This window comes from Thalassotalea euphylliae, assembly GCF_003390375.1.
Taxonomy (GTDB): Bacteria; Pseudomonadota; Gammaproteobacteria; order Enterobacterales; family Alteromonadaceae; genus Thalassotalea_F; species Thalassotalea_F euphylliae_A.
The window spans coordinates 1,719,396-1,742,774 of the sequence record NZ_QUOT01000001.1 but is presented as its reverse complement, the minus strand read 5'-3'; the positions used below and the strand labels follow the sequence as shown (position 1 = coordinate 1,742,774).

23 protein-coding genes are annotated in these 23,379 nt (G+C 43.3%); 16 read left to right on the top strand and 7 right to left on the bottom strand.

All coding sequences use genetic code 11. From position 1 onward, the window contains the following. Positions 1-7: 7 nt before the first annotated feature. The 6 genes from DXX94_RS19270 to DXX94_RS07810 all read right to left on the bottom strand — a co-directional run bounded on the left by DXX94_RS19270 (position 8) and on the right by DXX94_RS07810 (position 5,413). On the bottom strand, positions 8-178 hold the full coding sequence (locus tag DXX94_RS19270; protein ID WP_181901508.1) for a hypothetical protein: 171 nt from the start codon (positions 176-178) through the stop codon (positions 8-10). 52 nt (positions 179-230) lie between these two features. Continuing rightward, on the bottom strand, positions 231-1,883 hold the full coding sequence (locus tag DXX94_RS07830) for an AmpG family muropeptide MFS transporter (protein WP_116014991.1): 1,653 nt from the start codon (positions 1,881-1,883) through the stop codon (positions 231-233). A 230-nt stretch (positions 1,884-2,113) separates the two neighbouring features. Continuing rightward, positions 2,114-2,443 (bottom strand): hypothetical protein, encoded by a 330-nt coding sequence (locus DXX94_RS07825; RefSeq protein ID WP_116014989.1) that lies wholly within the window; start codon positions 2,441-2,443, stop codon positions 2,114-2,116. 482 nt (positions 2,444-2,925) lie between these two features. Continuing rightward, positions 2,926-3,513 (bottom strand): peptidylprolyl isomerase, encoded by a 588-nt coding sequence (locus DXX94_RS07820; protein ID WP_116014988.1) that lies wholly within the window; start codon positions 3,511-3,513, stop codon positions 2,926-2,928. 60 nt (positions 3,514-3,573) lie between these two features. After that, on the bottom strand, positions 3,574-4,254 hold the full coding sequence (locus DXX94_RS07815) for a YajG family lipoprotein (protein WP_147302253.1): 681 nt from the start codon (positions 4,252-4,254) through the stop codon (positions 3,574-3,576). Positions 4,255-4,264: 10 nt separating this feature from the next. Continuing rightward, on the bottom strand, positions 4,265-5,413 hold the full coding sequence (locus DXX94_RS07810) for a methyltransferase (protein ID WP_116018389.1): 1,149 nt from the start codon (positions 5,411-5,413) through the stop codon (positions 4,265-4,267). A gap of 170 nt (positions 5,414-5,583) precedes the next feature. Between DXX94_RS07810 and DXX94_RS07805 the strand changes: the two genes are divergently transcribed. The 16 genes from DXX94_RS07805 to dinB all read left to right on the top strand — a co-directional run bounded on the left by DXX94_RS07805 (position 5,584) and on the right by dinB (position 21,480). Next, complete coding sequence (locus DXX94_RS07805) at positions 5,584-6,177, top strand: alpha-ketoglutarate-dependent dioxygenase AlkB family protein (protein ID WP_258872123.1); 594 nt, start codon at positions 5,584-5,586, stop codon at positions 6,175-6,177. Positions 6,178-6,404: 227 nt separating this feature from the next. After that, positions 6,405-6,722 (top strand): transcriptional regulator BolA, encoded by a 318-nt coding sequence (bolA, locus tag DXX94_RS07800; RefSeq protein ID WP_115999127.1) that lies wholly within the window; start codon positions 6,405-6,407, stop codon positions 6,720-6,722. Positions 6,723-6,969: 247 nt separating this feature from the next. Continuing rightward, the gene (locus tag DXX94_RS07795; protein WP_116014983.1) at positions 6,970-7,545 is read left to right on the top strand and encodes a TRAP transporter small permease subunit; all 576 of its coding nucleotides are present in this window, start codon (positions 6,970-6,972) and stop codon (positions 7,543-7,545) included. Further along, positions 7,545-8,930, top strand: a complete 1,386-nt coding sequence (locus DXX94_RS07790) for a TRAP transporter large permease (protein WP_220348188.1) — start codon at positions 7,545-7,547, stop codon at positions 8,928-8,930. Before DXX94_RS07795 ends, DXX94_RS07790 begins: the two co-directional genes overlap by 1 nt. A 65-nt stretch (positions 8,931-8,995) precedes the next feature. Further along, positions 8,996-10,093 carry a TRAP transporter substrate-binding protein gene (locus DXX94_RS07785; protein ID WP_116014980.1) on the top strand — a complete coding sequence of 366 codons (1,098 nt, stop codon included), beginning with the start codon at positions 8,996-8,998 and terminating at the stop codon, positions 10,091-10,093. Positions 10,094-10,214: 121 nt separating this feature from the next. Then, entirely contained in the window at positions 10,215-11,405 is a 1,191-nt protein-coding gene (gene fabV / locus DXX94_RS07780; protein WP_116014978.1) for an enoyl-ACP reductase FabV, read from the top strand. A gap of 379 nt (positions 11,406-11,784) precedes the next feature. Then, positions 11,785-13,134 carry a Na(+)-translocating NADH-quinone reductase subunit A gene (locus DXX94_RS07775; protein ID WP_116018387.1) on the top strand — a complete coding sequence of 450 codons (1,350 nt, stop codon included), beginning with the start codon at positions 11,785-11,787 and terminating at the stop codon, positions 13,132-13,134. Between the two features lie 2 nt (positions 13,135-13,136). Beyond that, entirely contained in the window at positions 13,137-14,348 is a 1,212-nt protein-coding gene (locus DXX94_RS07770; RefSeq protein WP_116014977.1) for an NADH:ubiquinone reductase (Na(+)-transporting) subunit B, read from the top strand. Further along, on the top strand, positions 14,338-15,111 hold the full coding sequence (locus DXX94_RS07765) for a Na(+)-translocating NADH-quinone reductase subunit C (protein ID WP_116014975.1): 774 nt from the start codon (positions 14,338-14,340) through the stop codon (positions 15,109-15,111). Before DXX94_RS07770 ends, DXX94_RS07765 begins: the two co-directional genes overlap by 11 nt. After that, positions 15,111-15,734 carry an NADH:ubiquinone reductase (Na(+)-transporting) subunit D gene (locus DXX94_RS07760; RefSeq protein WP_116014973.1) on the top strand — a complete coding sequence of 208 codons (624 nt, stop codon included), beginning with the start codon at positions 15,111-15,113 and terminating at the stop codon, positions 15,732-15,734. Before DXX94_RS07765 ends, DXX94_RS07760 begins: the two co-directional genes overlap by 1 nt. A gap of 5 nt (positions 15,735-15,739) precedes the next feature. Then, on the top strand, positions 15,740-16,363 hold the full coding sequence (gene nqrE / locus DXX94_RS07755) for an NADH:ubiquinone reductase (Na(+)-transporting) subunit E (protein WP_115999135.1): 624 nt from the start codon (positions 15,740-15,742) through the stop codon (positions 16,361-16,363). 66 nt (positions 16,364-16,429) lie between these two features. Beyond that, positions 16,430-17,653, top strand: coding sequence for an NADH:ubiquinone reductase (Na(+)-transporting) subunit F (gene nqrF, locus DXX94_RS07750; RefSeq protein WP_115999136.1), 1,224 nt, complete (start codon positions 16,430-16,432; stop codon positions 17,651-17,653). Between the two features lie 104 nt (positions 17,654-17,757). Beyond that, a complete protein-coding gene (locus tag DXX94_RS07745) occupies positions 17,758-18,789 on the top strand; it encodes an FAD:protein FMN transferase (RefSeq protein ID WP_116014972.1) in 1,032 nt (343 codons plus the stop codon). A gap of 215 nt (positions 18,790-19,004) precedes the next feature. After that, complete coding sequence (gene nqrM, locus DXX94_RS07740; RefSeq protein WP_116014970.1) at positions 19,005-19,226, top strand: (Na+)-NQR maturation NqrM; 222 nt, start codon at positions 19,005-19,007, stop codon at positions 19,224-19,226. 343 nt (positions 19,227-19,569) lie between these two features. Next, positions 19,570-20,211 carry a tetratricopeptide repeat protein gene (locus DXX94_RS07735; protein WP_116014969.1) on the top strand — a complete coding sequence of 214 codons (642 nt, stop codon included), beginning with the start codon at positions 19,570-19,572 and terminating at the stop codon, positions 20,209-20,211. Between the two features lie 204 nt (positions 20,212-20,415). Then, complete coding sequence (gene dinB / locus DXX94_RS07730; protein ID WP_116014967.1) at positions 20,416-21,480, top strand: DNA polymerase IV; 1,065 nt, start codon at positions 20,416-20,418, stop codon at positions 21,478-21,480. Positions 21,481-21,605: 125 nt separating this feature from the next. On the opposite strand, the gene DXX94_RS07725 is transcribed toward dinB, so the two are convergent. Beyond that, on the bottom strand, positions 21,606-23,306 hold the full coding sequence (locus tag DXX94_RS07725) for a methyl-accepting chemotaxis protein (protein WP_181901507.1): 1,701 nt from the start codon (positions 23,304-23,306) through the stop codon (positions 21,606-21,608). Positions 23,307-23,379 lie beyond the last annotated feature (73 nt).

Genomic DNA, 23,379 nt, shown 5'->3' with positions numbered 1-23,379 from the left:
GCTTAATTTAGTTAGTGATGTACATCATCACCAATAAAAAACCGAGTAGCAGGCCATTTAGCCCAAGAATATAGGCGAAGCCTTTTAACCCGTCTTTCGCGCTGTAGCCTTTTTGATTTAAGTACAACCACCAAATGCTACACATTAAAATAGGCAGCAAAAAAAATAATTTAATCATGTAGTTAATGCTTTTGTTTTTTTCTAATCATAGAGCAAATACCAGTGTTTGCCTACTTTGCTTTGGGCTTGTCTTGGGTTGCATTGGGCTTGTCTTGCGACGATACATTTTGCTCAATTAACGCAGTTAGTGGCTTACGAATACTGTACAAGAACAGCAAACTTGGGATTACCATCATCGCGGTTAAGACAAAAAACAGCGCCCAGTTACCATCTAGCCAGTCGACAAATATGCCCGAGTATGAGCCTAGCATTACGCGGCCAAAAGTACCCAGTGAGGCCATCAAGGCATACTGACTGGCGGTAAAGCTTTTATTACACAATACCGATAAGAGTGCGACGAAGGCGACTGAGCCCCATGCAGAGGTAAAGCCATCAACAAAAACGGTCATGGCAAATAGCCACTTTACAGGCCCCATTACCGCCACCACAGAAAACAACAAGTTACTGGCAGACATGGCGATGCCACCAATAAATAGCCCTTTTAAAATACCGTATCTAATCGTAAAAACACTGCCTATCAGTGAAAAAACGATAGTTGTGCCCCAATTGATCAGTTTTGAGTAATAAGCAATATCTTCATTGGAAAAGCCGACTTCTCGATAAAACACGATCGACATTCTGCCAAGGTAGGCTTCTCCTAACTTAAATAGGAAAATAAACATCAAAATTGAAAACGCTAAGCGCACACCGTTACGTTGGAAAAACTCTTGTATTGGCGCCACTAGCGTTGCCAGTAGCCATGCCGTTAGCGTTGAAATGCTATCGTTTGAGCGCGCAAGCCCAGTCGCTAGTACTGCGTCTGTACGTGAATTTAACGCACGATTAAGTTTGGTCAGCTGGCGTGCAAATAGGGCAATCATGGCAATGACACTAAAGGTGGTGATACCAAACTGGTATTGCACATTGATGAACTCAGGCCAGAGAGGGTAGCCAATATTGGCGTAAAGTATGGTCAGCATAATCAAGGGGAGCAGCAGTAAAATACCAACACTTTGGCTTTTGTAGCTAGGCAGTACCGCGAGGTAGGCTTGCTGAATTTGATTGAGCGTTTGCTCACGTTGACTCGTTGGCTCTTGCACCACAAGCGCTGTAATGGATAAAGCCGCCATCATTACCGCTAACACCATAAATACTTCTGACCACTGCCAGTCAGGTGAGCTTGCTAAAATAAAGGGAATGCTGCCAAGGCCGGCGTAACCTGTCCACCAACCTGCTGTTGCCATGGCAGAACCTGCAGCCATCAACTCGTTACTGTTATTGCTTGCTTGATTGAGAATGTCGATTCGATAGGCGTCGATGGCAATATCTTGAGTCGCCCCGCTAATCGCCAAACACAAACCAAACAATGCCATCATAGAGAGTTGGCTAGTCGCATCAAGCGAGCTTAGCTGTAAGGTAAATAAACAAATCAGTAATTGTGTAGTGAATATCCAGCTTCGTCTCAAACCAAGTCTAGCGGTGAGCAATGGGATTTTGATGCGATCGGCCAGCGGTGACCACAAAAAGTTAATGCTATAGGCAACAAAAATTAGGCCAAATAAGCCAATGCTAGAGCGAGATAAGCCTTCGTCTTTCAGCCAGCCTGTCATGGCAGAGCCAATCATCACCCATGGGAAGCCACTGGCAATACCAAAAAAGAAAACGGTAAGTAGACGACGGTCTTGGAAGTAGCGGAGCGATTGAAGTAGTGAGCGAGTGGGCATACGGCACAAGAGTAACTTATTGTGCGCTAAGCCTATCAAACTGTGATAGCAGACAAAAGGAGTTATTTGGCCGCTAGGCGTTGGGGCTAATATTGGAGGCTAAAATTCGGGACGAAGATTTAAGGCCAAGCTATGAAGCTAAGGCTCGGAACTAAGGCTCGGAACTAAAGCTCGGAACTAAAGCTCGGAACTAAGGTTTGCGGCTAAGATTTGGAGTTAAAGATTTCAGACTAGGGCAGTGGGCGCCAGCCAACGCAATCGATCGGATAGCTGCCTTTACCTGCAAAGAAATCTAGGCAGGTGTTAATTTCACTTTTAAAAAACAAATCTGTGGTTAATGCTTGCGCGCCATGCAAGCTGATTTCATGTACCAAATGCCAGAATACCCGTTCTTTTGCATTGCTCGGTGTTTCATCACTGACACTATAAGTTGTCCACTCTTCCATGGTATCGACAATGAATTTATCGAGCTCAGTATAATGAAGCGTTCGTTCAATCACGGCGCTAATGTAGGCTCTGATTTGCTTTATTTTTTCATTGATAAACTGCTCAATTATCATGATGGTTACTCTTGCCAACGATGGAAATTTATTTAAAAAGCCACTAAAAATTCTCGGCTCGATAATGATTATTATTTAACTTAGTTATTGACCAACATTGGGCTGTTGTCAAAGAATTGGGTTAAATTATCATATTAATCTGACACTTGTCAGATGTAAAAGTTTGATAGGTATGAACTTTTTTTATAGCCCCGCTAAAGTTATGAAAATATAAGCAGCAAGTGTTGTCACTGGTTACGCAAATTAGCTAGAGCACTTGGTTGGGGTAGCAAGGTTAGGTACTTTGGTTAGGTAGTTAGGTGAAGATATTTAGCAGAAAGGTTAGCAGAAAGGTGAATTGGCACGACTGGGTGAAATGATCAGGAGGTATAACTGAGGTAAGTGTCAAGCTGAACATTATCAGATAAACCAGCTAGGCAATGCTAGAACGCTCCGGCTAGCTGGCGTTTAATCCGTTATGTTAGCTTGTCTTTGAGATGCAATTACTCTGCTGGTAATAAGGTCGCTTTGATAAGCATAATTGGCTCAACAGGCACATCGTCCCAGCCCATCACTTCATTGTACTCTGTCGCTGAACTGCCCATTGCTTGCACAACTTCCATCCCTTCAACAACATTGCCAAAAACCGCATAGCCCCATTGCCGGCCAGGATCTAAATTGGTGTTATCTGCTAAATTAAAGAAGAACTGGCGATTAGCGGTATGAGGGCGATTTTCTTTAGCCATGGCGATAGTGCCTTCTTCATTTTTTAGCCCGTTACCGGCTTCATTAACAATATCTGGCAAGGTTTTTAAATGTGTGAAGTCTTTGTCGTAACCGCCACCTTGGACAATAAAATCTTCGATAACTCGGTGAAAAATGGTGTTGTCGAAATCGCCTTGAACCACGTAAGTTAAAAAGTTATCCACGGTGACAGGGGCTTTGATGCGATCAAGCTCGACGATAATGTCACCTTTGCTGGTTTCCAACTTTACTTTCGGGAAGAGATTGTCTGGGTCAATTGCCAAATTCTTTGCGTGAGCAAATGCGCTAATGAGGAGCAAAGTGGTGGCAAGAAATATATTTTTCATCGATAGTCCTTGGCTGATATCAGTTTCTTGTTTTACTTGTTTTGGGGTGCTTTTCTTGTTTTAGTTGTTTTGCATAAATGCAATTAGCTCTGGGTTGTTAGCAAGCTCACTAATTACCTTACCAAGCTGCTGATTTAAATCGCGCTCCAATACAGCGATATCGGCCTTGATAGGACCATTGCTGTTACCTTTGGAAGTCAACACTTGGCTGTAGGTTTTATCCCCTTTATTGATGTTGACTAGCAGGCGAATTTCACTACTGGCTTGGTATTTCACCATCGACTGTTGAACGCTAACCAAGGCTTTTTCAATCGACACTTTCATTTGTGTTACGCCACCTTGCGTGTTCAACCCTTGTGCATTGAGATACTGGCTTAAGCTTGCGCTTAAGGAGTCAGGTAGCGACTGCGCTGGCGAGAATAATTCAGCAGGTTTGTCTTTGCGCAAAATTTGAATCAAGTGATTGCTTGGTCGTAAATCAACTACAGCCAACGATATATTGTCACCGCTGTAAATAGGCATGGCTGCTTGGCTTACCTGTGGCGCGACAATAACCTGTGAGGGTGGTGTCGCACAGGCGCTTAGCAAAGTAACAAATGAAACACTTAAAATGGTGCGATAGGAATTAGTTTTTACCGCTTTACTGCTATTTTTTGCGGCTTTGCTCGCTTTGGCATTGGGCAAACTGCTCATTGAAAAGCAATGCGTAATAACTGAAGAGATGGCTGAAAAGTAAGACACTAATTGCTCCTTAACGTTTGATACTCGAGAGAACCACGAATTTTTTATTACTCGCAATGGTTTTGCAGTTCGAGAATACCCGCTGTAATTTAATATGGTAACCCAATTGTCGATTGCCAATAACGCGCAGTTCGCCACCGGGTTTCAATACGCGTTTTGCATCATTAAACATCTGCCATGCAATATGGTCTGTGGTGGCATGCTGTTGATGAAATGGTGGATTGCAAACAATTACATCGGCGCTGTTGCTTGCTTCTGTTGTTAGGCAGTCGTCGGCGTTAAACCGACACTGTGAAAGCTGCTCTGGCAAGTTTTCAGCAATGTTCTGCTCGGCGCTGGCAACCGCCATAAATGACTCATCTTTAAAGGTGATATGCGCAGCAGGTTGCTGAGCTAATAGGGTTAAACCTAAAACACCATTACCACAGCCAAGATCGACCACCTGCTGATTCGCTTTTACCTCAGGTAAATGCTCCAGTAAAAAACGTGCACCGATATCTAAACTCTCACGGGAAAACACCCCTGCCATATTGTGAATATTCATCACTAGATCATTGTGTGCTAGCGACCATTGGCAATCTTGATGTGCTAAGGTGTTGTGAGTTTTCTCAAGCTGAGCAAAGACCAGTCGAGATTTTTTCTTGGCTAATGAGGTGGTCGTAGTTCCTAAAAACTTTTCGAATAGCTTGAGCGTTGAGCTGTGAATATCTTTAGCTTTTGCTCCAGCAATAAAGGTTGGCGTGCTAGCGTGATAAGTATTTGCTATCAAGCTCAACTGGTAACTCAGCAGCGCATTGCTTTTGGGAATACGATAAAGAATAACATCAACCTGTGTTGGCAATTCATCTAACGAGCTTAGCAACTGAACATTATTCATGTTTAGTTCGTTTTCTTCTAGGTTGTATTGGCTGCCTTGTTGAGCGAGATAAGAATCACAGACGCTAAAGATTTGATGATCAGTAAGGTTACAGGCGAGTGCGCCAAAACTGTCGTTAAAAACTAGCACCGTTTTGTTGCCTGCCAGTAGGTTTTGCTCTTGGCAATGGGACAATAAATATTCGTCAGTGGCGTCCCAAGCTTGTAGGCTGCGGTTAACTTGTTTTACGGGAAAGCGTGACAAGCGAAGCGGCTTATCGTCGAAAAAAAATGGGCTGTGCATCATATGTAGTGACAATTTCGTGGCAGCAAGCAGCAACTAATTGCGCTGATTGGGTTAGTCAAAAGTGCTAGTATTGTCGCAAATTCACGAGCCATCAGCCAAGTGAAAATGTATCGTGATGTCGCGTTTGTGTTGTTACGCTTGTGCTTATCATAGTGACTAACTGAAAGTTGTCGAGGTTTATTATTAACATTACCGCCCCCAATGCAACGCTGACGTTTGAGCCGCAGTTCTATGGAATGCAACAAGCACAACAGCTTTTTGATCAACTGTACCAAGAGCTTGCGTGGCGACAGGATGATATTTTTGTTTATGGTCGCCAAATTACTATCCCGCGTCTACAGGCTTGGTACGGTGACAACCAACAAGCTTACACATATTCTGGGCTGACGTTAAATGCGCTACCTTGGACATCGACCTTAGCGCAAGTTAAACAGGCAGTAGAGACCTATAGCGGTTGCTCTTTTAATAGCTGTTTAGCTAACTTGTACCGCGATGGCAATGATAGCGTGAGTTGGCACAGTGATGATGAAGCTGAATTAGGCATAAATCCTGTGATCGCTTCTGTTTCACTAGGGGCGAAACGCGACTTTCAACTAAAGCACAAAGAGCAAAATGAAAAACTGAGCGTGCCTTTAAATAGCGGTAGTTTGTTACTGATGGCGGGCGAAACTCAGCATTATTGGCAGCATTGTATAGCCAAAACAAAGCGCGTAAAATCGCCGCGCATTAACTTAACCTTTCGGCAAATTGTAGTGCCGTAGCGCTTTATCTTGGCATCAAAGCAACCTGTTGTTCGCTCAGACAAAAGGCGAAACTAAATTGCCTTGTCTGCTAGTAAGTTAATTGTATTTGGCGTATTTCAAACACCAAACGGTTGGCACTTAAAGCGGGACAAACTAGACTTAGAGTAAACACGTACTCGCTAACAAAGGTGAAAAATAAAATAAAAACAGTGTGTTACCATTGTTTGTTTACTAAGGGAAAATATATGAATATAGCAACAACAATCGAGCAAAAATTGCTTTCAGCCTTCTCTCCATTGCATTTAGATGTGGTTAATGAAAGCCATCAACACAATGTTGCGCCAGGTAGTGAATCCCATTTTAAAGTGATTATTGTTTCTAAGAATTTTGAAGGCGAACGCTTAATTAAACGCCATAGAGCGATCAATCAAGTACTCGCAACTGAGCTGTCTGAGCATATCCACGCCTTAGCTCTGCATACCTATACGGAAAAGGAGTGGCAAGACTATTACGCCGACAACGTTCCGCTCTCACCTGCTTGCCTTGGTGGCAGCAAACGCTAAATAAAGCCATTAATGTCCGACAAACTTTATCAATTAAAAACAAACGAGTAACCCAATAATCTCGTTTGTTTTACCTTTCTTTTCTGTTATTACTAACCTGACATAAACGTCGATAGCTAATTTCGACGCCTTACTAAAATTATAAAATATACAAAATGCGTGATGCTGTTAACGCAGTACTGTCAGCACTTTGGCGTAAAGCGGTGGTTCGCATTAAAAATAAATAGATAGGGAGTAAGAAGGGGAGATGAACGGCTTAACGGTGTTTTTGGCCATGATTGATCGCATAACTGTCGGTTTGGGCGCGGTTATTCGGTGGCTAACCTTGCTGATGGTGGTGCTCACCTTTGCCATTGTTGTGTTGCGTTATGGATTCAATATTGGCTGGATTGCCATGCAAGAGTCTGTACTTTATCTCCACGGCTTAGTATTCATGTTAGGTGCAGCCTATACCTTAAAAGCTGATGGCCATGTTCGGGTAGATATTTTCTACCAAGGTTACACCGCCAAACAAAAAGCGCTGGTTAACCTAATGGGTACGTTAATCCTATTACTTCCAGTGGTTATTTTTGTATTTATTGTCAGTTTCGATTACGTCTTAACGTCTTGGCGCATTGCCGAGAAATCGTCTGAAGCCGGTGGCTTGCCGTTTGTTTATCTCAGTAAAACGTATCTCTGGCTATTTGCCATAGCACTTGGCTTGCAAGGGCTAGCTGAGATTATTCGAAATATAAATACGCTGGTTAGCAAAGAGTCAGAAAGCGAGCAATCAGATGGCAACAGTGATACACAATCACAAAGCCACCAAGGGGATAAACTATGATGAGTTATATCCCTTTATTGATGTTTGTTTGCGTTTGCCTGATTTTACTCATTGGCTATCCCGTTGCGATAACACTAGCGGGTGTCGCATTGATTTTTGCTGGCTTTGGCGTCGCCACTGGAGTCTTTGAACCGCTATTTCTCAGTGCTCTGCCAAGCCGTTTATATGGCGTGATAAACAATCAAACCTTGCTAGCCGTGCCGCTTTTCGTGTTTATGGGGGCTATGCTAGAGCGGGCAAAGATTGCGGAAAACTTATTAACGGCTATGTCGTTATTAATGGGGCGCTTTCACGGTGGTTTAGCTATTGCGGTTACGTTAGTGGGAATGTTGCTGGCGGCCAGTACCGGTATAGTGGGCGCGACAGTCGTTACTATGGGGTTACTATCACTGCCAACAATGCTTAAGCGCGGCTACGATCCTAAGTTCTCAACAGGTATTATTTGTGCAACAGGGACGCTTGGACAAATTATTCCGCCATCAATAGCACTTGTGTTATTGGGTGATGTGCTTTCCAGTGCCTACCAGCAGGCGCAGCTAAAAATGGGGATTTTCAGTCCAGAAACTGTGTCGGTAGGCGAGCTCTTTGCCGGTGCAGTAGTTCCTGGGTTATTGCTCGTTGCGCTTTATATTGGCTATTGCCTTGCGGTAGCTATTTTTAATCCTAAAGCTGCGCCGAAAGTTGCCAAAGAGGATATTGCTGAATTGGACCAGCAGCAATCGCTGAGCCGATTGATGTTAACAGCCCTGTTACCGCCACTGTTTTTGATTATTGCGGTGTTAGGTTCAATATTATTTGGTTTTGCAACGCCCACTGAAGCGGCGGGAGTCGGCGCTATGGGCGCTTTGTTATTGGCTTTGATACAAGGTCAATTAAGCAAGGCAAACTTGCAAGCTGTAATGGACAGCACAGTTAAAATTACCTCTATGGTGTTTTTGATTTTAATTGGCGCTAGCCTGTTTTCACTGGTGTTTCGCGGCTTCGGTGGCGAAGAGCTGGTGCATGGCTTTTTCCAACAAATGCCAGGTGGTGTGCTTGGCGCGACATTAATCGTCATGTTGGTGATTTTTTTACTGGGCTTTATTCTCGATTTTATTGAAATCACTTTTGTTGTCATTCCAATCGTTGCGCCAGTGCTATTAATGATGGGGCTAGACCCAATTTGGCTTGGGATCATGATTGCGATTAACCTACAAACCTCCTTCTTAACGCCACCTTTTGGCTTTGCCCTGTTTTATTTGCGCGGTGTTGCCGATAAAGTAGTCAAAACAGCAGACATTTATCGCGGCGTTATTCCGTTTATTGCGATTCAACTGTTACTGCTGATTATTTTGGCAATCTGGCCACATTTGGTAACTTGGCTGCCTCAAATAATGTATGGCTAATTTAGGGCTAAATATTAATTCACGGCAGACATAGGGTTAATGAAAAATTAAAACAAGGACAAAACATGCAGCGTATTCTCTCTTATTTTTTTTCTAGTATCTTGTTAGTGGTATTACTTGCTGGATGCGGTGAGCAAGCAACCACAACCGCATCCTCATCTAGCGTTGCAACGCAGCAAACGTTCCAATGGAAAATGGTGACCTCTTGGCCGAAGAACTTTCCCGGTTTAGGTGTTGCGCCAGAGAAATTCGCTGCTATGGTTGGCGAAATGAGCGATGGCCGATTAACCATCCAAGTTTATGGCGCTGGCGAGCTAGTACCAGGATTTGAAGTATTCGATGCGGTTTCACAAGGTACAGTCCAAATGGGGCACTCAGGCTCGTATTACTGGAAAGGTAAAATTCCAGCGTCACCTATTTTTGGCGCTATTCCATTTGGTATGACAGCAACCGAATTAAACGCTTGGTTACACCACGGCGGTGGTCTTGAACTATGGCAAGAGCTCTACAAACCATTCGGCATCATTCCGCTGGCTGGAGGTAATTCAGGAGCACAGTTTGCAGGGTGGTTTAAAAAAGAAATCAATTCAATGGCAGACTTAGAAGGCTTGAAAATGCGTATTCCAGGCCTTGGTGGTGAAGTGCTAAAACGCGCTGGTGCAATTCCAGTCACATTAACTGGCGGTGAAATATTCTCGTCATTGCAAAGCGGTGCGATAGATGCCACTGAATGGGTTGGCCCATACAATGATTTAGCTTTTGGCTTTTATCAAGCGGCTGAATATTACTACTCTTCAATTTGGCATGAGCCGGGCACGGGCTTAGAGTTTCTGATCAATGAAAAAGCGCTTTCAGCGCTGCCAAAAGACTTACAAAAAATTATTGAAGTTGCGGCTAGAGCCGTTAATGAAGACACGCTAGATGAATACAATGCCCGTAATAATGCAGCAATGCAGACGTTAATTGAAAAGCACAACGTTCAAATGCGCACCTTGCCAGAATCAGTGTTGGCCGGCTTAAAAGCGCATACTGATGAGGTAATTAACGAGCAAGTTGCGGCTGACAAAGATTTTGCGCGTGTTTGGCAATCATACAGTGAATTTATGGCGTCTATTCGCCAATATCACGATACAACGTTAAAGCAATACTTAAACAATCGATAAACGCAACAGTCCTAAATAACTCATTGAAAATTGCTGCTCGTACCTCTTTTACTGCAAAGACAGGTACACTAGGCAGCAATTTTAAAAATAATGATCAGAACAAGGTTAACAAAGGTTTCTTATGGTTATTCAACCGAAAATCCGTGGCTTTATTTGTACAAATGCCCACCCAACCGGCTGTGCCGCTCATGTTGAAGAGCAAATCGCCTATGTAAAAAGTCAAACGCAAGCTGAGCAAAAACCAAAAAATGTGTTAGTAATTGGCGCCTCAACAGGTTACGGCTTAGCGTCGCGCATTACCGCAGCATTTGGCAATGGTGCAAAAACCTTAGGCGTATTTTTTGAAAAACCACCAACAGAAAAGAAAACAGCCAGTGCTGGTTGGTACAATACTGCGGCTTTTCAAAAAGCGGCAGATGAAGCGGGTTTATGGTCAAAAAATATTAATGGTGATGCGTTTTCTCACGAAATTAAAGCGAAAACCATTGAAACAATTAAAGCAGATTTAGGCCAAGTAGATTTAGTGATTTACTCACTCGCATCGCCGCGTAGAACAGATCCTGATACGGGCGAAGTATACTCTTCAACGTTAAAGCCAATTGGCGAAACAGTGACGACTAAGAACTTAAACACGTCAAAACGCGTCGTTGACGAGGTTACGGTAGAACAAGCGAATGATGCTGAAATTCAAGGTACCATTGACGTCATGGGCGGTGCTGACTGGGAACTGTGGATCAAGGCATTAGGCGATGCTGGTGTGTTAGCCGAAGGCTTCAAAACAACTGCTTACACCTACATCGGTAAAAAATTAACTTGGCCAATCTACGGGCATGCCACTATAGGTAAAGCGAAAGAAGACTTAGATCGCGCTGCCAAAGCGATTAATACGTCGACAGCGAGCCTAGCTGGTCAAGCTTACGTAACCTCACTAAACGCTGTTGTTACGCAAGCGAGTTCTGCAATTCCAATTATGCCGCTTTATATCTCAGCGATGTTTAAAGTGATGAAAGGCGATGGCAGCTACCAGGGCTGCATTGAACAGATTCAAGATCTTTTCCGTGAGAATCTGTACGGTGACTCACTACGTTTAGATGAGGCTGGCCGCTTAAGCCAGAACTACAAAGAGCTAGAAGATAGCGTGCAAGATCGCGTGCAAGCCATTTGGGATAAAGTTGAAACAGAGACCATTGACGAGCTAACCGACTATGTGGGTTATCACCAAGAATTCTTGAAACTATTCGGTTTTGGGGTTGAGGGTGTTGATTACGACGCAGATGTTAGCCCATTGGCTGAGATTAACCATCTGAGTTAATTACCTATATTTTAAGTGTTTGAAAAAACCAGCTATTTCATTAGCTGGTTTTTTTATGGGCAGCATATTTTAATATCTTGACTAGAATTTAACCTGAGTCGGCCGTTGTTTACGTATATTTGTTACGAAAAGTGACGAGCGCGGATAGCATAATACTCTTTTTTCGTGCTAAAATTCGCCGCTGAAATTTTTAACTTAAGTCTGGTGGCTAATAACTTTTGTTGAAATTATCTGCTGATAATCTATTGATTTTCGTCGGGTAGTCGATGCAAAGGCTGTGAAACCACTGAAATACACTGAAATCACTTAACGATAAGCGTGCTTAGCAAGATTATTGTTAGCTGGTTTTTATACTCCCGTCAAAGTAGTGCAAGTGTTTATGATTACAATCAAAAAAGGTCTGGATGTTCCTGTACAGGGTGCTCCCCAGCAAGTAATCCATGATGGTCCGTCCATCAAAACCGTTGCAACATTGGGTGAAGAGTTTGTGGGCATGCGCCCTACTATGCACGTCAAAGTAGGCGACCGTGTTAAAAAAGGTCAGGTACTTTTTGAAGATAAAAAGAACCCTGGCGTTAAATTCACAGCTCAAGCAGCCGGTGTTGTTACCGAGATTAACCGTGGCGAGAAGCGTGTTTTGCAATCCGTTGTTATCACTCTCAATGAAGAGAAGGATGGCGATGAGCAAGAAACCTTCAACAGCTACTCAGCTAATGAACTTGCGTCAATTGCACGCGAAGATGTTGTTGCTAACCTAGTCAACTCAGGTTTATGGACAGCATTGCGTACACGTCCATACAGTAAAATCCCTGCGATTGATTCTGTACCGGCAGCAATTTTCGTTAGTGCCATGGATACCAATCCATTAGCAGCGAACCCAGAAGTTATTATTAACGAGCAAACAGAAGCGTTCAAACAAGGTTTAGTGGTACTTAGCCGCTTAACTGAAGGCGAAGTGTTCGTATCAAAAGCTCCTGGCGCTAATATTCCAACGAATGCTAACGAAGTGGTTACCGAATTTGCCGGTAAACACCCTGCAGGCCTTGTTGGTACTCATATTCACTTCCTTAAGCCTGTTGGTGCTGACAAGTTTGTTTGGCACTTAAACTACCAAGACGTTATCGCTTTTGGTCAGTTATTCACTACAGGTCAACTAAACAGTAACCGCGTTGTTTCTTTCGCTGGCCCTGCGGCAAAACAGCCTAGCTTAGTGCGCACTGTACTGGGTGCTAACATCAATGAGTTAGCTGCTGGTGAAACCACTGACGGTGAAGTACGTTTAGTGTCTGGCTCTTTACTACAAGGTCAAACAGCAAAAACCGTTCACGGTTACTTAGGTCGTTACCACAACCAAGTTGTTGCTTTACTTGAAGGTCGTGAAAAAGAATTCATCGGTTACATGTACCCAGGTCCGAACAAGTTCTCGGTTACTCGCGCTTACATGTCTCACTTCTTTAAAGGTAAGTTGTTTAACATGACAACCACCACTAATGGTTCAAGCCGTGCCATGGTGCCAATTGGTAACTATGAGCGTGTTATGCCGTTAGACATTTTACCGACCTTATTACTACGCGATTTAGCCGCGGGTGATACTGACAGTGCACAGCAGTTGGGTGCGCTAGAGCTAGACGAAGAAGATTTAGCGTTATGTACATTTGTTTGCCCAGGCAAAACAGATTACGGCGTATTACTTCGTGACTGCCTGACGACGATTGAGAAGGAAGGTTAGACATGGGCTTAAAAACGTTTATTGAAGATATTGAGCCGCATTTTGAAAAAGGCGGTAAACACGAGAAGTGGTTTGCCCTATATGAAGCCGTAGCGACGGGTTTATTTACCCCTGGTTACGTCACCAAAGGCAAAACTCACATTCGTGACAGCATCGACTTAAAGCGCATTATGATCACTGTGTGGTTAGCGGTTTTCCCTGCAATGTTCTTTGGTATGTACAACATCGGTTTCCAAGCCGTTGAAGCATTACAAGCAGGTTATGCATTACCTGACTCATGGCAAGTTGGTTTATTCCAAATGCTAGGTGGTGAGCTAACAGCAAACGCTGGCTGGTTTACTATGATGCTGTACGGCGCGTGTTTCTTCCTACCAATCTACGCAACAACGTTCATCGTTGGTGGTTTTTGGGAAGTGTTATTCGCGGCAGTGCGTAAGCACGAAGTAAACGAAGGTTTCTTCGTTACTTCAATTCTATTCGCCTTGATTTTGCCAGCTTCAATTCCATTGTGGCAAGTGGCTATCGGTATTACTTTTGGTGTTGTCATCGCTAAAGAAATCTTCGGTGGTACAGGTAAAAACTTCTTAAACCCAGCATTAGCGGGGCGTGCTTTCTTATTCTTCGCTTACCCTGCGGAAATCTCAGGTGACGCAGTATGGGTTGCTGTTGATGGTTTCTCTGGTGCGACGTACTTAGCAGCGGGCGCAGCAGCACAAGTAGGCGCAATTGACTACAGCATGAACCAAGCATGGTTCGACGCATTCTGGGGCTTTATTCCTGGCTCTATGGGTGAAGTGTCTACTGCCGCTATTTTAGTGGGTGGTGCATACATTCTTTACAAAGGTATTGCCTCATGGCGTATCGTACTAAGTGTATTCCTAGGCATGGCGGTAACAGCAACGCTATTTAACATGATTGGTAGCGATACTAATGCTATGTTTGCAATGCCTTGGTACTGGCACTTAGTCGTTGGTGGTTTCGCGTTCGGTATGATGTTTATGGCAACAGACCCAGTAACTATGTCATTTACCAATACGGGTAAATACTGGTTCGGTGCGTTAGTTGGCGTCATGGTTGTACTAGTGCGTGTAGTTAATCCAGCGTTCCCTGAAGGTATGATGCTAGCGATTTTATTTGCTAACTTATTCGCGCCATTATTTGACTACTTTGTAGTGCAAGCCAATGTTAAACGGAGGATCGCACGTGTCAGCTAATAAAGAAACTTTTGGCAAAACGGTCGGCTTCGTTTTAGCGGTATGTATTGTTTGTGCGGCGGTTGTATCAACAGCAGCGGTTGGCTTAAAACAAAAGCAAATCGACAACAAAGCACTTGATCAACAAACTAAGATCTTAGAAGCCGCTGGCATTTTGCCAGAGACGGTGAATAAGAGCTCAGTGAACAGCACGTTCGATCAATTCGTGGAAGCGAAAATGATTGACCTTGATTCAGGTGACTATATTGACGGTAACCCTGAGTTATTTGACGAGCGTCGTAACTCTCGTGATGCGCAAAAATCAGACAAGCCTGAAAATGATATGGCAGGTATCAACCGTCGTTCACACGATGCAGTTGTTTACTTAGTGCGTAACGGTGCTGGTGAAGTTGAAACTGTGGTACTACCAATCGTAGGTTCTGGTTTATGGGACTTAATGTTTGGTTACGTTGGTCTAGAAGCTGACTTAAACACAGTGAAAAACGTAATTTACTCTGATCACAAAGAAACTCCGGGCCTAGGTGCGGAAGTAATGAACCCTAAGTGGATCGCTATGTGGCCAGGTAAGAAAATTTACGGCGAAGGTGATGTTGTTAAAGCGAACCTTGTAAAAGGTGGTGCTAAATCTGGCGACATGCACGGTGTTGATGCGTTATCTGGTGCGACATTAACCAGTAACGGCGTAACACGCACACTGCAATTCTGGTTTGGTGAAGAAGGCTACTTGCCTTACATCAAGAAAAATCGCGGAGGGCTTAACTAATGGCTTCTGAAGCTAAAAAGGTATTAACTACCCCGATCGTAGACAACAACCCAATTGCCTTACAGGTATTAGGTATTTGTTCTGCGTTAGCGGTAACTAGCTCAATGGCAAATGCGTTAGTAATGACCTTAGCGGTTGTTTTCGTAACGGCATTTTCTAACTTATTTATCTCTATTATCCGTAACCACATTCCATCAAGTGTACGTATTATCGTACAAATGGCGATTATCGCGTCATTGGTAATCGTGGTTGATCAGGTACTAAAAGCATTCTCATACCAATTATCGAAAGAACTTTCGGTATTCGTTGGTTTGATTATTACTAACTGTATCGTGATGGGCCGTGCTGAAGCTTTCGCGATGAAAGAAAAGCCTGGCGTGAGCTTTATGGATGGTATCGGTAACGGTTTAGGTTACGGCTTTATCCTAGTATCAGTTGCTTTCTTCCGTGAATTATTAGGTTTCGGTACGTTATTTGGTATTGAAATCCTACCATTAATTCAAAACGGTGGTTGGTACCAAGCGAACGGTTTGTTAGTACTACCATTCTCGTCATTCTTCATTATTGGTTTAATCATCTGGGCAATTCGCCAGTGGAAACCAGAGCAGGTTGAGAAGGACTAAGCACGATGGAACATTATTTATCACTTTTAGTTAAAACAATCTTCATCGAGAACATTGCGTTATCTTTCTTCCTTGGGATGTGTACTTTCCTAGCGGTATCCAAGAAAGTTAGCACGGCGATTGGTCTTGGTGTAGCGGTAGTTGTGGTACTAGGTATTGCGGTTCCTGCGAACCAAATTATCTACCAAGCAATCTTGGCTCCGGGTGCATTAGATGCAGTGTTGGGTATTACTGACCCAACTGAGTCTATCGACTTAAGCTTCTTATCATTTATTACCTTTATCGGTGTGATCGCGGCACTAGTACAAATTCTAGAGATGGTTTTAGATAAGTACTTCCCGCCGTTATACAACGCGTTAGGTATCTTCCTACCGTTAATTACAGTTAACTGTGCGATTTTTGGTGCCGTATCTTTTATGGTTGCCAAGAACCTAACCTTAGGTGAGTCTGTAGTTTACGGTATCGGTTCAGGTATTGGTTGGGCATTAGCGATTGTTTTACTTGCGGGCTTACGCGAGAAAATGAAGTACTCTGATGTGCCAGACGGCCTTAAAGGTTTGGGTATCACGTTTATTACCGCTGGATTGATGGCTTTCGGCTTTCTATCTTTCGGTGGTATTTCGTTGTAATAAGATTAATGCAGAAGGTGAAGCGTTTAGCTAAGCCTTCTCAAGATAAGTGCTAAGGAAAAGTCGATGGAAATTATTCTCGGCGTATCGATGTTTACAGCAATTGTTGTTGCACTTGTTTTGGTAATTTTATTTGCCAAATCTAAGTTAGTATCAACGGGCGACGTAACCATCTCAATTAACGGTGACCCAGAAAAAGCGGTAACAGCAGGTGCTGGTGGCAAACTTCTGGGCGTATTAGCTGACCAAGGTATTTTCGTACCGTCAGCGTGTGGTGGCGGTGGTACTTGTGGCCAGTGTCGTGTACACGTTCACTCAGGTGGTGGCGATATTCTACCAACTGAATTAGGTCACATTACTAAGCGTGAAGCGAAAGAAGGCTGTCGTTTATCATGTCAGGTTGCGGTTAAGCAAGACATGGACATTGAACTTGAAGAAGAAATCTTCGGTGTTCAGCAGTGGGAATGTACTGTTGTTTCTAACGACAACAAAGCAACCTTCATCAAGGAGCTTAAGCTAGCGATCCCTGATGGTGAGTCTGTACCTTTCCGTGCCGGTGGTTACATTCAAATTGAAGCACCAGCGCATCACGTGAAATACAAAGACTTCGATATTCCAGAAGAATATCGTGGTGACTGGGAGCGTTTTGGCTTCTTCGATATCGAATCGAAAGTTGATACAGACACGCTTCGTGCCTACTCAATGGCGAACTACCCAGAAGAAGAAGGTATTATTATGTTGAACGTGCGTATCGCTACGCCGCCGCCTAATAACCTATCTTTACCTGCGGGTAAAATGTCATCGTTTATTTGGAGCTTAAAAGCTGGCGATAAAGTGACTATCTCAGGTCCATTCGGTGAATTCTTCGCGAAAGACACTGACAACGAGATGGTATTTATCGGTGGTGGTGCTGGTATGGCGCCAATGCGCTCTCACATTTTCGATCAGCTTAAGCGTCTTAACTCTAAGCGTAAGATCTCTTTCTGGTACGGTGCGCGTTCATTACGTGAAATGTTCTATGAAGATGATTTCAATGGCTTAGCGGCTGAAAACGAAAACTTTGACTGGCATGTTGCCTTGTCAGATCCGCAACCAGAAGATAACTGGGATGGTATGACTGGCTTTATTCACAACGTTCTTTATGAAAACTACTTACGTGATCATGAAGCACCTGAAGATTGTGAGTACTACATGTGTGGTCCACCAATGATGAATGCAGCGGTTATCGGCATGCTGAAAGATCTTGGTGTGGAAGATGAAAATATCTTACTTGACGACTTCGGTGGTTAAGATATTTTCCAAGGTTCGCTAGCGATTATTCGAGTTGGCAACCTGATAAAGAGCGGCATTAGCCGCTCTTTTTGTATCAATCGACATATTTTAGGGTTTATAAAATGAAGTTTAAGCTTGTTATAACAACTTTGCTTGTATCAGCATTTACCTTGCTACTCGCTGGCTGTTTTCCTGCGCCGTCAGAAGACGCTAAACAGGAATTTCATTTGCAAGGCCGCACTATGGGCACGACTTACAATATCAAAGTTGTGGCTAAGCAAGACCAGTATGATCTAACATTGCTGCAACAAGATATAGATGCTGCTTTAGTGGAAGTGAATAACCAGATGTCTACGTATCAGCAAGACTCTGAAATCACAGTATTCAACAATAGCCAAGGTAGTAAGCCAACAGCAATTTCAACAGGCTTTAGAACCGTTGTTACCGAAGCGCTACGATTAGGTGATATCACCGATGGCATGCTTAACGTTACCGTCGGGCCATTAGTTAACATATGGGGCTTTGGTCCCGACTTAAAACCTGAAAAAGTGCCGTCAGTAGAAGAGCAGGCTGCAGCATTTGCCCGTATTGGGTTAGAGAAGTTGGTATTGACCGAACAAGGCTTAGCGAAAACGCAAGCAGATGTATATATAGATTTATCCACCATTGCCAAAGGTTGGGGTGTTGACGTTGTTGCTGATTTACTTGAAGGCAAAGGCATTCAAAATTACTTGGTGGAAATTGGTGGTGAGATGCGTCTCAAGGGTTTTAAAGCCAATGGTACCTTGTGGCATATCGCTGTTGAAAAGCCAATCACCACAGAGCGTAGCGTGCATCAAGTGATCGTACCGCAAGATAACGCCGTAGCCACCTCTGGTGATTACCGCAACTATATTGAAGTGGATGATAAGCGTTACTCGCATATTATTAACCCTAAAACGGGCAAGCCGATTGATCATCGTTTAGTGTCTGTGACTGTGATTCATCCATCTTCAATGACGGCAGACGGCTTATCGACAGCCATTATGGTGATGGGGCCAGAAAAGGGCCTAGCTTTTGCTGAGCAACATGATTTAGCGGTAATGATGATCAGTAAAACTGATAAGGGTTTTGAAGAGATCAATACCAAGAAATTTATGCCGTTTTTAAAGTAGTCGGCAAGTAAACTAGTCGGTTAGGCTGTTAGATTGCTTTTGTTAGTCGGTTTTAAATACTTACGCTGGTAAATTGTTATAAGCGCGATAACGCTGAACATGGTGTTGATGTAACAAATGCGGTAAAATCGCACCGTTTTTAAGAGTGAAATAGTTCAGTGAGACATACTGGGCTATTGGGCACAACCGATTGCTTGGGTTAGCTTGGAATTATTATGACATTATTTTTAATTACGCTTGGTTTCTTTTTGTTAGTCGTTGCTGGCATGGCGGTGGGCTATATCTTCCAACAAAAGTCATTGGCGGGCAGCTGCGGTGGTTTAGGCTCATTAGGGATCGACAAAGCCTGTAACTGTGATAACCCTTGCGAAAAGCGTCAAGAGCGAGAGCGCAAAGCCGCTATGACGAAAAACAGCATTGATATTAAAACGCTGTAAGTAATACACAAAGTAATCTCTAAGGGGCCGTATTTGCGGCCTTTTTTGTCCCCGTCGAATAGCCAGAACATCTTTGCTGATCACAAATAATCGGCCATCAATCACACAGGGCTTTAGTGATCTTGTTGTTTTTTCAATTTTTAGTATGGTTAAAGGGTATTTCCAACTAGGAAGGCTAACTAAGAAGGGAAAAAATGTGAATAAGTTAAGTTTAGTGTTAATCGTTATTTGTACTCTGGCATTTCAAGCCAAGTCGAGTTAATTAATTGAATGTAATACCGACACTTGTGCTGAGTATTTTAAACAATATCAAGCAGCGGCAACGCGCGGTCATGCGGGCGCTATGAGCCTATTGGGTCAACTGTATCAAGCGGGCTATGGTACGGAAGTCAATATCAAAAAAGCACTGCATTATTACAAGAAAGCAGCAAAAGGCGGCGATATTGCCGCTCACTATAAAGCTGGGCTAGTTTATCTTAGTGACGCCAGTTTCAAAGATTTAAACAAAGGTGTTCGTTACTTAGAAACGGCTGCTGGAAAGGATTATAAGAACGCCAATTTTTTACTCGGCATTGCCTATCTAAGTAAAGATTTTGGTTTGCATGATTTAGAAAAGGCAGACAAGTATTTAGCCAAATCTTATCAAGACAACCACCGAGATATGCCGGCCGTGATTGAGCAAATACAGACATCACAGCCTATTACTGCGGAAAGCTTTCCTGACCTTTCCTTAGCGCTCGCTAACCAACCCTTGATGAAAAATGAAAATGGCAGCTTAGTATGGCCAACAGATGAAACTGAAGTTATTACTATTACTTCGCCACCGATAGAAGAGGTGCTAACCGAGCAACTAGTTCTCTATCGACGCCCTGCCAAAGCGTTGGGCTCTCGGTTACCGAATAGTCAGTGTAAAAATCAATTTGGTTGTTACTCAACGCTCGGCTTTGACGGGCTGAATGACTTTCCTTTTTTAAGGATCAATTAGCGCCAGCATAAAATAGTGAGTTTTAAGTTTTAGAATGGGCTTAACTGTATTAATATACAGTTAAGCTCTTTTTTTATGTTCTTAGCAATTTTGTTCAATGTAAAAAAGAGGACGAGATCCACCTGGTTGCTAGCAATGATTGATAAACTAGCGGCTAGGTTTGAATAGTATTCAGTATTTGTTAGGCAGAGTTTTAAGGTAACGATGCAAAGAAAAATTGCCCATATAGATATGGATGCCTTTTATGTGTCGGTCGAGATCAGAGATAACCCAGCGTTAGCGAATAAGCCTGTTGCGGTTGGTGGTAAATCTGATCGTCGGGGCGTGCTGTCAACCTGTAACTATATTGCTCGCCAATACGGGGTTAGCTCGGCAATGCCGGTTGCGCTGGCTCGTAAGAAGTGCCCAGACTTAGTTGTCGTGCCGGGGCGAATGCAAGTGTACAAAGAAACCAGCGAAATTATTCGCAGTATCTTTGAGCGCTATACTGACAAAATCGAGCCATTGTCGCTTGATGAAGCATACTTAGATCTATCTCATTCGACATTACATCAAGGCTCTGCCACCTTAGTTGCCCAAGAAATTCGCCAAGAAATTGTTAAGGCAACCGGATTAACCGCGTCTGCTGGTATTTCGCCACTAAAGTTTGTTGCCAAAATTGCTTCCGATCTGAATAAGCCTAATGGCCAGTGCACTATAGCCCCAGATGATATTTGGGATTTTTTAGAAAATTTATCGCTACGTAAAATTCCCGGTGTCGGAAAGGTTACTTCGGAAAAGCTCAGTAAACTGGGTTTTAACACTTGCGGCGATATTCGTCGCTCTGAAGAAGCCTATCTGATCAGTCAATTTGGCAAATATGGCCGGGTACTCTGGGCGCGCAGCCATGGTATCGATGAGCGTGAAGTACAGATATCGCGGGTGCGAAAATCCGTGGGAGTTGAGCGTACCTTTGAATATGATATCAACGATTTTAACGAACTTAGCCAAATCTTAGAACAAAAATTATTGCCTGAGCTTTATCGCCGTTCAGAAAAATACCTCGCTAGTTCAGGCATGAATAAGTTGGGCGTGAAAGTAAAATTTAATGATTTTGTGCAAACCACCAAAGATCAGAAAAGCCATGAAATTAGTTTGCCTCTACTCAATAAACTCTTAAAAGAAGCGCTGCATCGTGGGCAGGGTAAACCAGTACGACTACTAGGTATTCATATCGGCTTACAAGCACCTGAAGAGCAGACAGCACAATTAGGGCTGGCGTTTGATTAACTATGGAGCTGCATTATGCACTGCGCCTAATCAGTTGCCTAACATTTAGAATACCAAAATAAAAAAGGCCGTAAGCTAGTGATAATCTAGCTTACGGCCTTTTTGTTTGCTTAGCAGATTAACTGTTAGCGTGTTTTAAACTTCTGACATAGTTGATGCATCTGCTCAGCAAGCTCGTTTAACTGGCTAGCGCTGTTTGAAATTTGCAGTGTACCTTGCTCAACACTTTGTGAGATTTCAGCAATTTGCGAAATGTTGTCATTAACACTGCTCGCTGCCAAAGTCTGTGTTTCCGTTGATTGCTTAATGCTTTGGTTTACATCGGAAATATCATCAACCTGCTCACCAATTTTCAATAATGAGTGCTTGGTTTCTTGAATTTGCTCAACTGCCGTTGTTGCTTGCTCATTATTGGTGGTCATTGTACTGACCATGGTTTCAGTGGTGTTTTGTAGCTGATTGATGATGTTGTCAATTTCACCGGTAGAGTTCATGGTTTTACTGGCAAGTGCACGTACTTCATCGGCAACAACCGCAAAGCCTCGACCTTGCTCACCAGCGCGAGCAGCTTCAATCGCGGCGTTTAACGCAAGTAAGTTGGTTTGCTCGGCGATAGAGCCAATAACACTGGAAACCGTACCAATTTTTTCTACGTTAGTTTGTAGTTGATTAATAATCGCCATTGCAGCTTCCGCTTGTTCTGACATTTGCTCAATGACTGACACTGAATTATCTACAACGCTTTGCCCCTGTTGAGTTGCCGATTGCGCTGTTTGGGCTGCTTCACTTGCCTGTGTTGAATTGTTAATTACCTCACTAACCGTGTCTAACATGGCCGTCATTGATTGCTCGGTTTCTGCGGTTAAGTGCGATTGACGCTCAGTACCGTCTTTTGCTTCTGAAGTAATAGTGCTCAGATCGCCAGCCTTGTCTTTGAGCTGGTTCGCTGAATCACTAATGAGCTCGATGGTTTGTTTGTACTGCTGAGTAATACGGTTCACTGATTTCATGATAACCGCTAGCTCATCTTCTGATTGTTGGTGATCTAACTCTGTGGTTAAGTCGCCATCAACAACGTTATCAACGGCTGTGGTAATTGATTTCACTTTTTGCTGAATAAAGCGTGAGAAGCTGATGTTGACCACAACAACGACAATCACTAGTAACAGCAGCAGGGTACCTATGATAATCCAAGCCAGCTTATTATCAGCGGCGCGTTGTTCACTAATGTCGATGCTCATCTCTAAGATGCCGCGTACATCGCCTAGCTGCCAGTCAGTTTTGGGTGAATCCGGGTGACTGTTGTGACAATTCACACAGTTTTGCGCGGTCAGTTTATCAGCGACGCCGACGCGCATTATCTGTTTACCGTTTACTTTGGTTAATTCTGAGTAGGCTTGATCAGGGTTTTTAGTTAAAAACTCCCACGCTTTTTTATTAAAGTCATCAAGTGTGCGACCACTGCGGTTAGCAAAAGGGTATGGACTGATCAGTGAGAACTGCGTGTCTTCACTACTCATTTCATAGCTCACATCATGTAAGAAAGTGGCAGGCACAGGAATCACGCCAGTTTTGTCTTTGTGTTCAGTGGATGCTTTGATCGGGCTATCAGGGTTTATGACAGATTGGACGATATTTTTTGAGTAGTAGGTACGTAATTTCTTAAATTGTTGGGCGGTAAGTACTGCGCCGTCGACTGTTTCACTTTGGGTATTATTGCTGAGCGTATTGGGGAGCAATACGGCAAAGCCGATAATAACAAAGAGAAAAAAGCTAATGGTGGGTAATAGTAATTTCCAAAGAATACTTTTGGATAAAAAATTCATCGAGGTATCTCTACTTATAATCGCCAGTTGACTAATAATTGTTTTTGCTACTTCCTTGCTAGTTAGCTTTTCA

Coding starts and splice junctions, on each gene's coding strand:
- DXX94_RS19270 (WP_181901508.1), bottom strand. CDS start 178: ATGATTAAATTATTTTTTTTGCTGCCTATTTTAATGTGTAGCATTTGG.
- DXX94_RS07830 (WP_116014991.1), bottom strand. CDS start 1,883: ATGCCCACTCGCTCACTACTTCAATCGCTCCGCTACTTCCAAGACCGT.
- DXX94_RS07825 (WP_116014989.1), bottom strand. CDS start 2,443: ATGATAATTGAGCAGTTTATCAATGAAAAAATAAAGCAAATCAGAGCC.
- DXX94_RS07820 (WP_116014988.1), bottom strand. CDS start 3,513: ATGAAAAATATATTTCTTGCCACCACTTTGCTCCTCATTAGCGCATTT.
- DXX94_RS07810 (WP_116018389.1), bottom strand. CDS start 5,413: ATGCACAGCCCATTTTTTTTCGACGATAAGCCGCTTCGCTTGTCACGC.
- bolA (WP_115999127.1), top strand. CDS start 6,405: ATGAATATAGCAACAACAATCGAGCAAAAATTGCTTTCAGCCTTCTCT.
- DXX94_RS07795 (WP_116014983.1), top strand. CDS start 6,970: ATGAACGGCTTAACGGTGTTTTTGGCCATGATTGATCGCATAACTGTC.
- DXX94_RS07790 (WP_220348188.1), top strand. CDS start 7,545: ATGAGTTATATCCCTTTATTGATGTTTGTTTGCGTTTGCCTGATTTTA.
- DXX94_RS07785 (WP_116014980.1), top strand. CDS start 8,996: ATGCAGCGTATTCTCTCTTATTTTTTTTCTAGTATCTTGTTAGTGGTA.
- fabV (WP_116014978.1), top strand. CDS start 10,215: ATGGTTATTCAACCGAAAATCCGTGGCTTTATTTGTACAAATGCCCAC.
- DXX94_RS07775 (WP_116018387.1), top strand. CDS start 11,785: ATGATTACAATCAAAAAAGGTCTGGATGTTCCTGTACAGGGTGCTCCC.
- DXX94_RS07770 (WP_116014977.1), top strand. CDS start 13,137: ATGGGCTTAAAAACGTTTATTGAAGATATTGAGCCGCATTTTGAAAAA.
- DXX94_RS07760 (WP_116014973.1), top strand. CDS start 15,111: ATGGCTTCTGAAGCTAAAAAGGTATTAACTACCCCGATCGTAGACAAC.
- nqrE (WP_115999135.1), top strand. CDS start 15,740: ATGGAACATTATTTATCACTTTTAGTTAAAACAATCTTCATCGAGAAC.
- nqrF (WP_115999136.1), top strand. CDS start 16,430: ATGGAAATTATTCTCGGCGTATCGATGTTTACAGCAATTGTTGTTGCA.
- DXX94_RS07745 (WP_116014972.1), top strand. CDS start 17,758: ATGAAGTTTAAGCTTGTTATAACAACTTTGCTTGTATCAGCATTTACC.
- nqrM (WP_116014970.1), top strand. CDS start 19,005: ATGACATTATTTTTAATTACGCTTGGTTTCTTTTTGTTAGTCGTTGCT.
- DXX94_RS07735 (WP_116014969.1), top strand. CDS start 19,570: ATGAGCCTATTGGGTCAACTGTATCAAGCGGGCTATGGTACGGAAGTC.
- dinB (WP_116014967.1), top strand. CDS start 20,416: ATGCAAAGAAAAATTGCCCATATAGATATGGATGCCTTTTATGTGTCG.
- DXX94_RS07725 (WP_181901507.1), bottom strand. CDS start 23,306: ATGAATTTTTTATCCAAAAGTATTCTTTGGAAATTACTATTACCCACC.